Source organism: Thermomonas fusca DSM 15424, from assembly GCF_000423885.1.
Lineage (GTDB): Bacteria > Pseudomonadota > Gammaproteobacteria > Xanthomonadales > Xanthomonadaceae > Thermomonas > Thermomonas fusca.
In genome coordinates this window covers 59,373-75,395 of record NZ_AUIV01000022.1, presented here as the reverse complement: position 1 = coordinate 75,395, position 16,023 = coordinate 59,373, and the positions used below count along the sequence as shown (strand labels likewise).

The window sequence follows — 16,023 nt, the reverse complement described above, 5'->3', positions numbered from 1 at the left end:
GTCTGGCAGCGCCAAGGCAGCCACCCGGTGATCCTTCATTCGGATCGTGGCAGCCAGTTCCGGAGCGGCGATTACCTGCGTTACTTGGCGACCAACGCGTTGGTGTGCTCGATGAGCGCGGTGGGGCATTGCGGTGACAACGCAGCCTGCGAAGGCTTCTTCGGCCTGCTCAAGCGCGAGCGCGTTTACCGCATGACGTATCCGACACTCGATGCTGCAAGGTCCGATGTGTTCGAATACATCGAGCGATTCCACAACCCGAGGATGCGACGTAGGGTCGCCAGGCAGGATCAGAAGTTCTCAGCTCTTTCACAACCGTCCGTGATTTCGGGGTAGAACCCAGGTGACGAATACCGTCTATGTGATCGCCGAGCGAGCGCATCAGAAGATGGTGATGGCCCAGCTTGAGGAAGAGCTGGAACGCAGCAGCTATCCGACGCGAGACCTCGATATTCACGCCTTCGGCGAGGAGGATGTCGAGATCGAAGCGACCTTGGTGGCCACGTCGGTCGATGGTGACGACCTGGATGCGCTGGTCAAACGACTTGCGGCACTACCGGCTGTCCATCAGGCATTCTGGAGTCCGAGTACGACTGAGTGACCTTAAGGCGGTCAGGCATGCCCCAGCAATTTCGCACCATCCGGACGCAACTCTCCCTTGGGCGAGAGATGTCGGTACAGCGTCTGCCTGGTGATGCCCAGCTCCTGGCACAGATCACTGACCTTGGTTTCTGGCTGCCCCATCGCGGCCATCGCCAAGCGCAACTTGGCGGCGGTCATTTTGAAAGGCCGCCCGCCTTTGCGGCCCCGCGCCCGCGCCGAGGCCAAGCCCGCTACTGTGCGCTCTGCGATCAGCTCGCGCTCGAATTCGGCCAGTGCGGCGAAGATGCCGAAAACCAGTTTACCGGCAGCCGTCGTGGTGTCGATGGCGGCACCATGCCCCGTCAGCACCTTGAGACCGATGCCACGTCCGGTCAGGTCGTGCACGGTGTTGATCAGATGGCGCAGGTCGCGCCCGAGACGATCCAGTTTCCACACGACCAACGTGTCGCCTGAGCGCAGCGCCTTCAAGCAGCTTGCCAGACCAGGCCGATCCTCGCGCTTACCCGATGCCTGGTCTTCGTAGAGATGGGCCGAATCGACGCCAGCCGCGATCAGCGCATCGCGCTGTAGGTCGGTGGCTTGGGAGCCATCCGCCTTCGATACCCGCATGTAGCCAATCAGCATGTTCTGCCTGTCACATATACGTTCGATTATGTGACAGTATGCGCCGGAAAGTTCTAACCGTCAAAAGTTGTCACTTAACCCGTCATTCTGTCTAAGACATGCAAAGGGCCCATTAGGCTCGTAATGTGACAAAAATTCCGGGGGGATGCCTTCCTTTGCAAAGGTGGTGCGCAACTGTTCCAGGGAAGCGGGATCGCGCCGACCATAGGAAGCCAACGCGAACAGCGAGCGTGCCGTCTCGGGGTCGTGCCGCGCTTCAATGATCGCCTCACTGATAGCTTGGACCGCCCGTTGCCAGTGATTGACGGGTTCGGGCTTCGGCGCTTTCGCCGGCAGACCACTGGTGAACCCGGTTTGGGGCTCGGACCAGAACAGCTTTGCATGCTCGCCTGGCGGGCTGATATCCCTCACCTCGATCAAGCTGATTGCCGTTGCCGCCGCCTCCAGCATCTGCAACCGTATTGCCGGGTTCAGGGTTTCATACGGTCGCCACAGACTTTGCCCAGCACGCAGCGGATGCCCGCAGCCTTGCCAGACTTGGCGAAGATACCCCGCGTAGGTTCCGCACGCCGAAAGCGGGGTGTTCAGCTCATCGAGCAGCGTGCGTAGCAGTCGAAACCACAAACCAGCGTGGATGCGTCGGCGCGGCAGTTCCACATGGCCGGTCGTCAGTGCCTGCCAGGTACGCCGGTCCATCACTGCAATCGCGTCGCTGGCGGTGCGCGACGCAGTGTCGGCGTTCTCCCAGCCGAGAAACCGCCCAGGCACGCCCCAATAGGATTCCAGCCAGCAGCCATGCAGCGGGCAGCTCAGCATCAGGGGCAGCTTCCATGCAAGCAGTACGGCGTGGTTTGCCGGGTCGTTCAGACAGAGCGGACAGGCGCGATGTATCGGCTGGCTGGGCAGCCAGGCACGCCAGCTCGTGATGGATCGCGTCCTACGGCGGAGTTTCGGCAGCAGCACCGAGAGCTGGAACGCATAGGTTTCCAATGCGTCTGGAATCTGATCATCAAGGCTGTCCAGTAGCCAAGGCACCCAGCCGGCGAAACTCATGCAACGCAGCCGGTCCGGCTCGATGCCGCTCCGCTGGGAGAGCATCGCCAACAGCGCCAGTGGTGGCGCGGTATCCAGGTCATCAACCTGAGCGTGACCAAGATCGTGCTCCAGCAGCTCGGACACCTCCATGTGATAGCAAAGGGCCACGCGGTTGAGCCACGAAGACAAGGCTTCGCCTTCTCTGGGGGCCGGATGCAGTGGCCAGCGTGGCGCTGGCTTCACATCAGTTCCCGCTCGAATTGCCGCCGCCGCTCGCTGGGGCCGGTGTAGTCGGCCATGCTGAGCGTGCGGTGGTTGATCGCTTCCTCTCCGCTCTCCACGGCGACGATGGCCGCCGCCATCAGCAAGTGCGCCAGTTCGCCTATGGTGCCCTCGCTGCGTGTGAGCAGGTAGCGGGCCATGTCCAGCGTGGCAATCGACGAGGGTCGCCGCAGTGGAAGCGAAGCGGCGAAACTGGCCAGCAGTGAGCAGCAATCGTGATTGGCCTCCCATACCGGCAGCATCATCGGCTCGAAGCGATTTTCCAACTGGTCATCGGAGCGGATGGCCAGGTAGGCGTCGCGCGTGCCGACCCCGACCAGTGGGATGCGCAGTTCATTGCCGAGGAAGCGCAGGAGATTGAGGAATTCCCGGCGATTGACGCTGTTACCGGCCAAGACGTTGTGCAACTCGTCGATCACCAGCATGCGCACGCCGACCTTGCGCAGCAGTGCCAGCGCCAGTTGTTCCATTTCTGGCAGCCGTGGGCGCGGTCGCAATGGCGCACCCATCGCCGCGAGCAGCGCGACGTAGAAGCGGATTACCGACGGTTCGGATGGCATCTGCACGACCAGTACCGGAATGTGCTCCTGGTCGGCGTCGGCTCTGGCCGGATGCGTGCGCCGGAACTTCTCGACGATCATCGACTTGCCGTTGTTGGTCGGGCCTACCAGCAGCAGGTTGGGCATGCGTTGCTTGTTTGGCCACGCATACAGGGTTTCCAGCCGGTTCAGCGCCTCGACTGCTCGCGGATAGCCGATCCAGCGGTCGGCGCGAAGGCGATGGATGCGTTCGTCCGCCGGGAGACGGGCCAAGCCCTGGGCCGCCGGCAGCAGGTGGGACAAGTCGATGATGGGATATTCTTCCACGGCTACCACTCCTCAATCTGGTCGAACGGTTTGGCCGGCAACTGGTTGTCTGCCTGCTGCCCATCCATGTCAGCGCCCGGTGGTGGCGTGGTTTTGACAGGCGGTGCCGTTGCCTTGAGATGCTGGCGTCGATCCGCGTCGCGCCGCGCCTTGCGCGTAGCCTTCTGCGCGGTGGTAATGATTTCGCGCATCTGGCCGATCATGCGGAACAACGCCGACTCATCCACCTGTTCGCGCCCTTGCTGCCGCAATTTCGCCAGCGCCTGTCGTTGTTCCCAGAGGGTGACAGCCGGGTGCGACAAGGTACGGTAGGGAATTTCCAGGTAGTGCTGCCCCTCTGGTTCCAGCACCCATATGCGGCTGATGTCGCGCGGGTCGCGCCGGATCAGGAACGCAGGCAAGCGGTCCCGCCGAGCTATCCACGGCTTGAGCGCATCGGCGTAGTAGTGGATGTGGTCGATGACGAAGCCGGTGCGGGTCAGCGTGCGGCGGATGATGGGCAGAAAATCGACCAGAAAAGCCGTAGCGCGAGTGATGACGGTTGGCACGCCGGTCCGCGTGATAGCTTCGGCCCAGCGCGCGGCCGGCGGTTGGAGCAGGCCGTTGTGCACAGAGCCGTGATAGGTGCCGACCGCCAATGTGAGCCAGCGCTCCAGCTCGCGCAGTGTCAGGGCGGCCATCTTCTCGGAGGCGTATTCCCCGCGCTGGTCAGGATTGGAGAAGGTCGTCCCCGGCAATTCGTCGTGGATCATCTGCATCGCCGTGCCGATGATCCGTTCCACGATACCGCCGTAGTGCGGCTGCCCGAGCGGGCGATAGTCCAACCGGATGCCATGCTGCTCGCAGCCACGGCGCAGCGCCTCGCTCTTGAACTCAGCCGCGTTGTCCAAGTAGAGCAGTCTGGGCTTGCCGCTCATCGGCCAATCCATCTCTACGTTCAACCCTTCCAACCAAGGGCGCTTGTCGCAGGCGGCATGCACCAAGCACAAGCCGACCGAGACGGCGGACGGGGCTTCCAGCGTAACGACCATGCCAACCACGCAGCGGGTGAATACGTCGATGGCGAGGGTCAGGTACGGACGGCCAATCGGTTGCCGGTCGCGCTCGTCCACCACGATCAGGTCGATGACTGTGTGGTCGATCTGCACCTGCTCCAGCGGCGCGGAGACGGGTGGCGGAACACCACCAACACCTTGCAGGTCGCGGGCGGCATCTTGTCCTTCCCGGCGGTGAGTGACCTCGCGCGGATCGAGGCCGGCGATCCGCAGTGCCACCGTGTTGCGCGCCGGCACCCGCAGCTTTTGCAGCTTGCACGCCCGCACAACTTCGCGGTGGAACGCCGCCAAGCTACGCTTCTGCTTGGTCAGGAAGCGCTTTTGCAGTAACTCGCGGATGATTCGTTCGACCGACTCCGGCAAGCGGCCTTTACCTTTGCCACCGCTCGACTGCCCAAGAGCCAAGTCAGTGACCAGCCCCGAACCTAGCCGGGCACGGCGGATCAGGACGTAGACCTGCCGCCGGGACAGCCCCAATGCCTGGGCTGCCGCGTCGGCCGCTTCATGCCCAACCGTCTCCGACTGCGCCAACGGCCCAATGATCTCCGCACGACGACGCGCACGCTCCCATGCCTGTTCTGGCAGGGTGGCCACGCCGTGCTCGGTAATCGGTGCGGTATCGGTCGCCATGCTCACCTCGCTTTGGTGCACACGAGTATTGAGCATAGACGAGTTTTGTGCAGAGGAATCCTGATATCGGGTTATCAGGAGCCGTATGCACAACAGGCTTCAAACCGCGCTGAATGGTGCAGTCGTCTTCTGAAAATGACAGCCACGGCGTGCGCCGGTTTCCCTTCAGCTACGACCCGATGTACTGGGGCGCGGTGTTCCCGCTGGGCATGTACGCGGCCAGCACCCTGCGGATGATGCAGGCGATGGAGCTGGGCTTCCTGCATCCGCTGCCGCAGGTGATGTTCGGCGTCGGCCTGACCGCGTGGGTACTGCTGTTCAGCGGCCAGCTGCGCGCCCTGCATCGGCAGTGGCGGACAGCAGGCGCCGGTTGAAGCCGCCGCCGCCGCGTCATCGCCGCGGCGGCGCCATGCTCGAACCTCAGCGACCCGCCTGGGCGTTGATGATTTCCGGCAGGTCGGTCTCGCGATCCAGCTGCGGGAACTTGCTGCGCTCCATCCGGCGGATGGCGAAGTGCATCCATGCCAGTGCGCTGCCCACCACGACGAACAGCAGCATGAAGCAGCTGGTCCAGATGCCGGTCAGGTCGTTGAGCGCGCCGAAGGCGATCGGCAGGATGAAACCGCCCAGGCCGCCGATCATGCCGACCACGCCGCCCACCGAGCCGACGTACTGCGGGTAGTACACGGGGATGTGCTTGTACACCGCCGCCTTGCCCAGCGACATGAAGAAGCCGAGCACGAACACCAGCATGGTGAACGGCACCAGCCCGATGGCCAGATGGAAGCTGATGTCGCCCTGGATGCCCTTCACCACGTACTGCGTGTCCGGGTAGGCCAGCAGGAAGCAGCAGACCACCGAGACGCTGAAGGTCCAGTACATCACCTTGCGCGCGCCCAGCCGATCCGACATCCAGCCACCGACCACGCGGAACAGGCTGGCCGGGATCGAGTAGCACGCAGCCAGCACGCCGGCGGTCTTCACGTCCATGCCGTAGGCGCCGATCAGGTAGCGCGGCAGCCACAGCGCCAGCGCGACGAAACCGCCGAACACGAAGAAGTAGTACAGCGCGAAGCGCCAGACCTGCAGGTTCTTCAGCGGCGCCATCTGCTCGCGGAACGGCATCGGCTTGACGCCGGACTTGCGGCGCTGCTCCAGCGACGGATCTTCCTGCGAGAACAGGAAATACAGGATCGCCGCCACCGCCAGCCCTACCGCCCACACCTTGGCCACCATCGTCCAACCCGCCGCCACCATCACCATCGGCGCCAGCAGCTTGGTGACCGCGGAACCGATGTTGCCGGCGCCGAAAACCCCCAGCGCGGTTCCCTGCTTCTCCGCCGGGAACCACTTCGAGACGTAGGCCACGCCGACCGAGAACGAGCTGCCGGCGATACCCACGCCCAGCGCCGCCAGCAGGAACTGCGGATAGGTCTGCGCATGGGTCAGCAGCCACGTGGCAACCGCACCGGCCAGCATCACCCCGGTCAGCACCTTGCGCCCGCCGAACTGGTCGGCCCAGACGCCGAGGAAGATTCGCAGCAGCGACCCGCTGAGCACCGGCGTTGCGATCAGCAGGCCGAATTGGGTGTCATTGAGGCCCAGGTCTTTCTTGATCTGGATGCCGATGATCGAAAAGATCATCCAGACGGCGAAGCACGTGGTGAAGGCAAACGTGCTCAGCCACAGCGCCCGCTGCTGGCGGGCGCCGCTGACTTGCGAAAGGTCTTGCATGGGTCACTTCCGGTCGAGGTTGGAAAACTCGTGGTGCCGTGGCGACCCTTGCGTGCAATCAGGCCGTTTCGGCTTCGATGGCATCCAGCCCGCGAACCTCGTAGCGCTCCTGCAATCCCTGCAGATACTGCTGGAGTTCGCGCTGGCGGACCTGCAGCTCAAGATAGTCGGAAATGCGCTGGTGGACTTGATCGAACGCAAGTTCCTCGCCGCTTTCGATCGCGTCCACGCTGACCACGTGGTAACCCCAGCGCGACTCCACCGGGAACGCCGCCAGCCCGACGCGCAGGCGGAATACCTGGCGATCGAATTCCGGCGTGGTCTGACCACGTTCCAGCCAGCCCAACTCGCCGCCCTCGTCCTTCGACGGGCAGTCGGAATGGCGCATGACGAAGTCGGCGAACAGGTGCGGCTGCGCCTTCAGCTCGGCGATGAGTTTTTCCGCCTGCTCGCGCGCAGCGAAACGGCCGCCGACGTCATCGACCGCCGCACCCAGCAGGATGTGGCGCACGCAAATGCGATCCGGCGCGTGGAAGCGCTCCGGGTTCTGCGCGTAGTAGCGGCGGCAGTCGTCTTCAGTCGGTACCCGGTTTTCGATCTCCTGCTCCAGCAGGACCCGGATGCAGGCTTCCTCGACCGCCTCGCCGCCAACCGGCTGCACGGCGTCCTGCAGGCCCAGCCGTGCGGTTTCCTGCCGCAGCAGCTCGCGCACCACCAGCGCACGCGCCGCGTCGGCGCGCGAGCGTTCCGGGGTCATCGCGCGATGGAACTGCATCTCGCGCGCGATCTCCGCCTCGCTGATTGCCACGTCGCCGACGAACAGCCAGCTCGGCGCCGCCTGGCCCAGCGAACGCGGGCCCTCGTCGGCATGGTCGTGGTGGTGCGCATGCGCCTCCTCGGTCACCGACTTGCCGCTGTCGATGACGGTGATCGGCAGTTCGCGCCGCGGCTTGCTCTCGCCCATCGCTTATGCCCTCGGCCCGTAGCGCAGCGCCGGCTGGCGGCGACGCACCACCTGGTAAGGACGCCACAGGTAGCTGACCGGGATGCTCCACACGTGCACCAGGCGGGTGAACGGCGCCACCAGGAACAGGGTCAAGCCGAGGAAGATGTGTGCCTTGTAGACCCAGGCCACCGGCGCCACGAATTCGGCCGCGCCGCCGCGGAAGGTGACGATGTGCTGCGCCCATTCGGCCAGCATCATCATCACGCTGCCGTCCATGTGGTGGGTGGAGGCGACGATGGTGTACAGGCCCAGCAGCAGCTGCGCGAACAGCAACAGCAGGATGACGGTGTCACCGGTAGTGCCGGTGGCCTTGACCCGCGGATTGGTCAGCCGACGCACGGTCAGGATGGCGATTCCGACCAGGCAGACCAGGCCGAACGCGCCGCCCGCCACCATCGCCAGCAGCTGCTTCTGCGGCGGGGTGATCAGGCCTTCCCACAGCGCATGCGGGGTCAGCAGGCCAACCAGGTGGCCGCCGAGGATGGCCAGGATGCCGAGGTGGAACAGGTTGCTGCCGATCCGCATGCCCTTGTCGGACAGCATCTGGCTGGAGCCGGTGCGCCAGGTGTACATCGAGCGGTCGAAGCGCACCCAGCTGCCGATGAAGAACACCGCCAGCGCGATGTACGGATAGAGCTGGAACGCGAAAGTATTGAGATAGTTCATGGCTGCACCTGTCGGGGGGCGGCGGGGGTGGCGGCGCGGGAGGGAAAGCGGGTTGCCGGCTGGCAGTCTTCTCCGGGCGCTTCCGCCCCGAATCGCACTGCCTCTTCTTCCCACAACCGGTCCATCACTTCGGCGGTGTCGTCGCGCGGCTCTTCGCTGGCGCGCTTGCGCAGGGCGCCGAGGTCGAGCCCGCCTTCGGCGTATTCGACCAGCAGCTCCAGCAGCAGCGCGTACGGGCTCTGGCGCTCGCCGGCGCGCGCGGCCAGCAGGCCGATGATGTGGCTGACGTGGTGCAGCCAGTCGCGCGCCTCTTCCTGCGGGCGCAGGCTGAGGTATTCCAGCAGCAGCGGCAGGTAGTCCGGCAACTCCTTGGCATCCAGCTCGAAGCCGTTCTTGCGATAGGCCTCGATCAGGTCGACCATCGCCTGCCCGCGATCGCGCGATTCGCCGTGGATGTGTTCGAACAGCAGCAGGCTCATCGAGCGGCCGCGGTCGAACAGCGACAGCCAGCGGTCCTGCGCCTCCAGCGGATCGCTGGCCAGCAGCTCGCGCACGAAGCCGGCCAGCGCCGCGCGCCGCGCCTGCGGCAGGCCCGGGTCTTCCGCGGCCGCCAGCAACTCATCGCCGTGCTGCCACAGCGCGTCCTGCGGGTAGTCCAGCAGCACGCCGACCAGCTTCAGCAGGCTCATTCGACCACCTCGAGCGATTTCTCCTGGCGGTTCGGGTGCACCGCGTAGCTGGTGGTCTTGCGCTGGCCGAACAGGTCGGCCGGCGAATCCCCGCTGCAGCCGTTGCCGAAGGAGAAGCCGCAGCCGCCGCGCTCGCCGAAGGTGTCGTTGGCGTACTCGCGGTGCGCCGACGGAATCACGAAGCGGTCCTCGTAATTGGCGATGGCGAGGTAGCGGTACATGTCCTCGGCCTGCGCCACGGTCAGCCCGGCCTGCTTCAGCACCGCCAGGTCTTCCACCCCGTCCACGTTCTTGGCACGGCGCCAGGCGCGCATCGCCATCATCCGCTCCAGCGCGCGGATCACCGGCGCTTCGTCGCCGGCGGTCAGCATGTTGGCGAGGTAGCGCACCGGGATGCGCAGCGAACCCACGTCCGGCAGCTCGCCGTTCATGCCCACCCGGCCACGCTCGGCGGCGGACTGGATCGGCGACAGCGGCGGCACGTACCAGACCATCGGCAGGGTGCGGTATTCCGGGTGCAGCGGCAGCGCCAGCTTCCAGTCGATCGCCAGCTTGTAGGTCGGCGAATTGACCGCCGCTTCCAGCCAGCTGTCGGGGATGCCTTCCTTGCGCGCGGCCTCGATCACCGCCGGGTCATTGGGGTCGAGGAAGATGTCCAGGTGGGCCTGGTACAGGTCCTTCTCGGCCGGCACCGAGGCGGCTTCCTGGATGCGGTCGGCGTCGTACAGCAGCACGCCGAGGTAGCGGATGCGGCCCACGCAGGTTTCCGAGCACACCGTAGGCTCGCCCATCTCGATGCGCGGGTAGCAGAAGATGCACTTCTCGGATTTGCCCGACTTCCAGTTGTAGTAGATCTTCTTGTACGGGCAGGCCGACACGCACATGCGCCAGCCGCGGCACTTGTCCTGGTCGATCAGGACGATGCCGTCCTCCTCGCGCTTGTAGATCGCGCCCGACGGGCAGGCCGAGACGCAGGCCGGGTTGAGGCAGTGCTCGCACAGCCGCGGCAGGTACATCATGAAGGTCTTCTCGAACGCGCCGTAGATTTCTTTCTGCACGTTGTCGAAGTTCTTGTCCTTGGAGCGCTTGGCGAACTCGGTGCCGAGGATTTCTTCCCAGTTCGGGCCCCAGTGGATCTTCTGCATGCGCTGGCCCGAGATCAGCGAGCGCGGGCGCGCTGTCGGCTGATGCTTGGAATCCGGGGCTTCGTGCAGATTCTGGTAGTCGAAGTCGAACGGCTCGTAGTAGTCGTCGATCTGCGGCAGGTCGGGGTTGGCGAAGATCTTCGAAAGCATCCGCCAGCGCCCGCCGGCGCGCGGCACCAGCTTGCCGGCACGGGTACGCACCCAGCCGCCGTTCCACTTGTCCTGGTTCTCCCATTCCTTGGGATAGCCGACGCCGGGCTTGGTCTCGACGTTGTTGAACCACGCGTATTCCACGCCCTCGCGCGAGGTCCAGACGTTCTTGCAGGTGATGGAGCAAGTGTGGCAACCGATGCACTTGTCCAGGTTCAGCACCATCGCGATCTGTGCGCGGACCTTCATCACACCACCTCCTGGGCATTGGCAGGCACGGGCTCGCCGTCCAGCCAGTCGATCTTGTCCATTTTCCTCACCACCACCAGTTCATCGCGGTTCGTGCCCACGGTGCCGTAGTAATTGAAGCCATAGGCATATTGCGCATAGCCACCGATCATGTGGGTCGGCTTGAGCACCACCCGGGTGACCGAGTTGTGGATGCCGCCGCGGGTGCCGGTGATCTCCGATCCGGGCGTGTTGATGATGCGTTCCTGGGCGTGGTACATCATCGCGATGCCGTTCATCATGCGCTGGCTGACCACCGCCCGCGCCGCGATCGCGCCGTTGACGTTGAACAGCTCGATCCAGTCGTTGTCCTCGATCCCGGCGCTGCGCGCGTCATCCTCGCTGAGCCACACGATCGGGCCGCCGCGCGACAGCGTCTGCATGATCAGGTTGTCGGAATAGGTGCTGTGGATGCCCCACTTCTGGTGCGGGGTGATCCAGTTCAGCACGATCTCCTTGTGGCCGTTCGGCTTCTTGCCCAGGATCGGCGCGATGGTCTTGGTGTCCACCGGCGGGCGGTACTGCATGAAGCCCTCGCCGAACGCCAGCATCCATTCGTGGTCCTGGTAGAACTGCTGGCGACCGGTCAGGGTGCGCCACGGGATCAGCTCGTGGACATTGGTGTAGCCGGCGTTGTAGCTGACGTGCTCGTCCTCCAGCCCCGACCAGATCGGCGAGGAGATGATCTTGCGCGGCTGCGCCTGGATGTCGCGGAAGCGGATCGCCTCGTGTTCCTTGCCCACGGCAAGGTGGGTGTGGTCGCGGCCGGTGAACGTGCCCAGCGATTCCCACGCCTTGACCGCCACGTGGCCGTTGGTTTCCGGCGCCAGATGCAGGATCACCTCGCAGGCGTCGATGGCCGAGTCGATCTGCGGGCGGCCCTGGCTGACGCCCTCTTCGCGCACGCGGTGGTTGAGATCGCCGAGGAAGTGCACCTCGTCCTTGGTATCCCAGTTCATGCCCTTGCCGCCGTTGCCCTGCTTGTCCAGCAGCGGGCCCAGCGAGGTGAACTTCTTGTAGAGGTTCGGGTAGTCGCGCTCCACCACCACCATCGACGGCATGGTCTTGCCGGGGATGGCCTCGCACTCGCCCTTTTTCCAGTCGGTGACGCCCAGCGGCATCGCCAGCTCGTTGGGGGTATCGTGCAGGGTCGGCACCAGCACCAGATCCTTGACCACGTCCAGCACGCCGGGAGCCATCTGGCTGACAGTCTTCGCGATGCCCTTGAAGATGTCCCAGTCGCTGCGCGATTCCCACGCCGGATCCACCGCTTTCGACAGCGGGTGGATGAACGGGTGCATGTCGGAGGTGTTGAGGTCGTTCTTCTCGTACCAGGTCGCGGTGGGCAGCACGATGTCGCTGTACAGCGCGGTGGTGCACATGCGGAAGTCGAGCGTGACCAGCAGGTCAAGCTTGCCTTCCGGCGCCTCGTCGCGCCACTTCACTTCCTCCGGCTTGAGCGCGCCGCGCTCGCCGAGGTCCTTGCCCTGCACGCCGTGACGGGTGCCCAGCAGGTGGCGCAGCATGTACTCGTGGCCCTTGCCGGAAGAACCCAGCAGGTTGGATCGCCAGATGAACATGTTGCGCGGGTAGTTCTGCGGCGCGTCCGGATCGGCGAAGGCGAAATCCAGCGCGCCTGACTTCAGCTGCGCCACCGCGTAGTCGACCGGCGCCACACCGGCCTTTTCGGCCTCGCGCACCACCTCGATCGGGTTGCGATCCAGCTGCGGGGCGCTGGGCAGCCAGCCCATGCGCACCGCGCGCAGGTTCAGGTCGACCATCGAGCCGGTGAACTTCGTCGGGTCGGCCAGCGGCGACAGGATCTCCTTGACGTCCAGTTTTTCGTAACGCCACTGGTCGGAGTTGAAGTAGAAGAACGAGGTGCCGTTCATGTGGCGCGGCGGCTTGCTCCAGTCCAGCGCGAATGCCAGTGGCTGCCAGCCGGTCTGCGGGCGCAGCTTCTCCTGGCCCACGTAGTGCGCCCAGCCGCCGCCGGTCTGGCCCACGCAGCCGCACATGAGCAGCATGTTGATCAGGCCGCGGTAGTTCATGTCGTTGTGGTACCAGTGGTTCATCGCCGCGCCGACGATGACCATGCTGCGACCATGGGTCTTGTCGGCGGTGCGGGCGAACTCGCGGGCGATCTCGATCACGTCCAGACGCGGCACGCCGGTGATCTTTTCCTGCCACGCCGGGGTGCCCGGGATGTTGTCGTCGAAACTGGTGGCCACGTTGCCGCCGCCGAAGCCGCGGTCCACGCCGTACTGCGCCAGCAGCAGGTCGTAGACGGTGGCGACCAGGGTTTCGCCGTCGGCGGTCTGCACGCGGCGCACCGGCAGGTTGCGCTCCAGCACGTCCTCGAACTTCGAAGCCGTCCACTTCTCGTGCTCGACGCCGCCGAAGTACGGGAAGCTGACCGCCTCGATGCCGTCGCCGCCGTCCTTGAAGCTCAGCTGCAGGCGCGTCTCGCGGCCGGCGCTGTCCTTCTCCTCGATGTTCCACTTGCCCTTTTCGCCCCAGCGGAAACCGACCGAGCCGTTCGGCACGGTGATGGCGCCGGTGGTCTCGTCGAACGCCAGCGTCTTCCATTCGGGGTTGTTGGCTTCGCCCAGCCCGCCCAGGTCGGACGCGCGCAGGTAGCGCCCTGCCACCAGCCGGCCGTCATCGCGACGCTCCAGCCGCACCAGCAGCGGCATGTCGGTGTACTGCCGGCAGTAGTCGGTGAAGTACTGCGACGGCTGGTCGACGTGGAATTCCTTCAGGATCACGTGGCCGAACGCGAACGCCAGCGCGGCGTCGGTGCCCTGCTTGGGATGCAGCCAGTGGTCGGTGAGCTTGGCGACTTCGGAATAGTCCGGGGTGATCGCCACCGTCTTGGTGCCGTTGTAGCGCGCCTCGGTGAAGAAGTGCGCGTCGGGCGTGCGGGTCTGCGGGACGTTGGAGCCCCAGGCGATGATGTAGCGGCTGTTGTACCAGTCGGCCGATTCCGGCACGTCGGTCTGCTCGCCCCACACCTGCGGCGAGGACGGCGGCAGGTCGCAGTACCAGTCGTAGAACGACAGGCAGGCGCCGCCGAGCAGCGACAGGTAGCGCGCGCCGGAGGCGTAGGACACCATCGACATCGCCGGGATCGGCGAGAACCCGACCACGCGGTCCGGGCCGTACTGCTTCACCGTATAGAGGTTGGCGGCGGCGATCATCTCGTTCGCCTCGTCCCAGCGGACCCGCGCGAAACCGCCCATGCCGCGGCGGGACTTGTAGTCCTTCGCCTTGGCCTGGTCTTCCACGATGCTGGCCCAGGCGTCCACCGGCGCCATGGTCTTGCGCGCCTGCCGCCACATGCGCAACAGCGCGCCGCGGATCAGCGGATACTTCAGGCGGTTGGCGCTGTACAGGTACCAGGAATAGCTGGCGCCACGCGGGCAGCCGCGCGGCTCGTGGTTGGGCAGGTCGGGCCGCGTGCGCGGGTAGTCGGTCTGCTGGGTTTCCCAGGTCACCAGGCCGTTCTTGACGTAGATCTTCCAGCTGCAGGAGCCAGTGCAGTTCACCCCGTGGGTGGAGCGCACGATCTTGTCGTACTGCCAGCGCGCGCGGTAGCTGTTCTCCCACTCGCGGCTTTCGGTCTTGGTGAAGCCGTGGCCGTCGGCGAACTCTTCCGGATTGCGCTTGAAGAACTGCAGACGGTCAAGGAAATAACTCATGGGAACATCCTCTTGGCTGGCACGCACGAAACGCGCGCATGCATCTTGCTGGGGGTGGCCGCAGCCACCGCGTCAGGGGTGTCGCAGGTCAGCACGGCGTCTCGGCACCGCGCCGGTAGTACCACCACCAGGTGGCCACCAGACAGGTGGCGTAGAAGGCGACGAAGCCGTACAACGCCAGTTCCGGGCCACCGGTCCAGGCGATCGAGGAGCCGTAGCTCTTCGGGATGAAGAAACCGCCGTAGGCACCGATGGCCGAGCTGAAGCCGATCACCGCCGCCGATTCGATGCCGGCCTGGCGCGCCGACGCGGCCTTGCCCGCGGCATCGGCATCGGCCGACCAGCGCTCGTGCAGGGTGCGGAAGATCACCGGGATCATCCGGAAGGTCGAGGCGTTGCCGATGCCGCTGAGCACGAACAGGCCCATGAAGCTGCCGAGGAAGCCGTAGAAGTTGCCGCCCTGGCCGCTGTGGTCGGGCAGGAAGTGGAGCACGAAGAACACGCCGACGATCATCAGCGCGAACACCCAGAAGGTCAGCAGCGCGCCGCCAAGCTTGTCGGACAGCCAGCCGCCCATCGAACGCATCAGCGCGCCGACCAGCGGCCCGAGGAAGGCGTAGGTCATCGGATTGACGTCCGGGAACTGGGTCTTGATCAGCATCGGAAAGCCGGCCGAGAAGCCGATGAACGAACCGAAGGTGCCGATGTACAGCCAGCACATCAGCCAGTTGTGCTTGCGCTTGAAGATCACCGCCTGCTCGGCGAACGAGGAGCGCGCCGCGGCCAGGTCGTGCATGCCGAACCACGCGGCGACGGCGCAGACCAGCAGGAACGGCACCCAAACGAAGCCGGCGTTCTGCAGGAACAGTTCCTTGCCTTGCGCGGTCAGCTGCGGGCCACCCACGATTCCGCCAAACAGGCCGAGGGTGATGACCAGCGGAATCACGAACTGGGTGGCGGATACGCCGAGGTTGCCCAACCCCGCATTCATGCCCAGCGCGAAGCCCTGCTTCGCCTTGGGATAGAAGAACGAGATGTTGGACATCGACGAGGAGAAATTGCCGCCGCCGAAACCGCACAGCATCGCGATGGCGACGAAGTGCCAGTACGGGGTCGACGTGTCCTGCACCGCGATGCCCAGCCAGACCGCCGGAATCAGCAGCGAGGCGGTGGCGATGGCGGTCCAGCGGCGGCCGCCGAACAGCGGCACCACGAACGAGTAGAAGATGCGCAGGGTCGCGCCCGACAGCGCCGGCAGCGCTGCGAGCCAGAACAGCTGGTTGGTGTCGAACTGGAAGCCCACCAGCGGCAGGCTGATCGCCACCGCCGAGAACATCTGCCAGATCGCGAACGCCAGCAGCAGGGCCGGAACCGAGATGATGAGGTTGCGGTTGGCGATACGGTTGCCCGTCTGCGCCCAGAAGGCCGCGTCTTCCGGCCTCCAGTCCTGGATCACGGAACCGACGCTGCGTGGCTTGTTGGCCAGTTGCGCGCTCATGGGACGTACCTGTGCTAGGGATAGCCGGCGGTACCGATCATCGCTCATTTC

General features: G+C 65.2%; 14 protein-coding genes. 3 read left to right on the top strand and 11 right to left on the bottom strand.

Annotated features, from left to right (window positions below):
* On the top strand, window positions 1-336 hold a 336-nt coding region (locus G582_RS0110295), incomplete at its 5' end, for an IS3 family transposase (RefSeq protein ID WP_028839768.1).
* A gap of 7 nt (window positions 337-343) precedes the next feature.
* Window positions 344-601 (top strand): hypothetical protein, encoded by a 258-nt coding sequence (locus tag G582_RS0110290; RefSeq protein ID WP_028839767.1) that lies wholly within the window; start codon window positions 344-346, stop codon window positions 599-601.
* 11 nt (window positions 602-612) lie between these two features.
* Here G582_RS0110290 and G582_RS0110285 read toward each other — a convergent pair whose 3' ends face one another.
* Genes G582_RS0110285 through G582_RS0110270 form a run of 4 tightly spaced genes read right to left on the bottom strand, consistent with a single transcriptional unit; the run spans window position 613 to window position 5,095 of the window.
* Window positions 613-1,227 (bottom strand): recombinase family protein, encoded by a 615-nt coding sequence (locus tag G582_RS0110285; protein ID WP_028839766.1) that lies wholly within the window; start codon window positions 1,225-1,227, stop codon window positions 613-615.
* A gap of 60 nt (window positions 1,228-1,287) precedes the next feature.
* The gene (locus G582_RS0110280) at window positions 1,288-2,505 is read right to left on the bottom strand and encodes a TniQ family protein (RefSeq protein WP_021028364.1); all 1,218 of its coding nucleotides are present in this window, start codon (window positions 2,503-2,505) and stop codon (window positions 1,288-1,290) included.
* Complete coding sequence (locus G582_RS0110275) at window positions 2,502-3,386, bottom strand: TniB family NTP-binding protein (protein WP_228530153.1); 885 nt, start codon at window positions 3,384-3,386, stop codon at window positions 2,502-2,504. The genes G582_RS0110280 and G582_RS0110275 overlap by 4 nt, the downstream gene beginning before the upstream one ends.
* Before the next feature lie 26 nt (window positions 3,387-3,412).
* Entirely contained in the window at window positions 3,413-5,095 is a 1,683-nt protein-coding gene (locus tag G582_RS0110270) for a Mu transposase C-terminal domain-containing protein (protein ID WP_027011231.1), read from the bottom strand.
* 149 nt (window positions 5,096-5,244) lie between these two features.
* Here G582_RS0110270 and G582_RS0110265 point away from each other — a divergent pair, with 149 nt between their 5' ends.
* Window positions 5,245-5,469 (top strand): SLAC1 family transporter, encoded by a 225-nt coding sequence (locus G582_RS0110265; RefSeq protein WP_248642757.1) that lies wholly within the window; start codon window positions 5,245-5,247, stop codon window positions 5,467-5,469.
* 46 nt (window positions 5,470-5,515) lie between these two features.
* Here G582_RS0110265 and G582_RS0110260 read toward each other — a convergent pair whose 3' ends face one another.
* From G582_RS0110260 to G582_RS0110230, 7 genes are all read right to left on the bottom strand, one after another.
* The gene (locus G582_RS0110260; RefSeq protein ID WP_028839764.1) at window positions 5,516-6,829 is read right to left on the bottom strand and encodes an MFS transporter; all 1,314 of its coding nucleotides are present in this window, start codon (window positions 6,827-6,829) and stop codon (window positions 5,516-5,518) included.
* A 58-nt stretch (window positions 6,830-6,887) separates the two neighbouring features.
* Window positions 6,888-7,793, bottom strand: coding sequence for a peptidylprolyl isomerase (locus G582_RS0110255; protein ID WP_028839763.1), 906 nt, complete (start codon window positions 7,791-7,793; stop codon window positions 6,888-6,890).
* 3 nt (window positions 7,794-7,796) lie between these two features.
* The gene (narI, locus tag G582_RS0110250; protein WP_028839762.1) at window positions 7,797-8,501 is read right to left on the bottom strand and encodes a respiratory nitrate reductase subunit gamma; all 705 of its coding nucleotides are present in this window, start codon (window positions 8,499-8,501) and stop codon (window positions 7,797-7,799) included.
* Complete coding sequence (gene narJ / locus G582_RS0110245) at window positions 8,498-9,190, bottom strand: nitrate reductase molybdenum cofactor assembly chaperone (RefSeq protein ID WP_028839761.1); 693 nt, start codon at window positions 9,188-9,190, stop codon at window positions 8,498-8,500. The genes narI and narJ overlap by 4 nt, the downstream gene beginning before the upstream one ends.
* Window positions 9,187-10,734: a nitrate reductase subunit beta gene (narH, locus tag G582_RS0110240; protein WP_028839760.1), complete on the bottom strand. Its 1,548-nt coding sequence runs from the start codon at window positions 10,732-10,734 to the stop codon at window positions 9,187-9,189. Before narH ends, narJ begins: the two co-directional genes overlap by 4 nt.
* A complete protein-coding gene (locus G582_RS0110235) occupies window positions 10,734-14,474 on the bottom strand; it encodes a nitrate reductase subunit alpha (RefSeq protein ID WP_028839759.1) in 3,741 nt (1,246 codons plus the stop codon). The genes narH and G582_RS0110235 overlap by 1 nt, the downstream gene beginning before the upstream one ends.
* Window positions 14,475-14,562: 88 nt before the next feature.
* On the bottom strand, window positions 14,563-15,972 hold the full coding sequence (locus G582_RS0110230; protein ID WP_038053720.1) for a NarK family nitrate/nitrite MFS transporter: 1,410 nt from the start codon (window positions 15,970-15,972) through the stop codon (window positions 14,563-14,565).
* Between the last annotated feature and the right edge of the window lie 51 nt (window positions 15,973-16,023).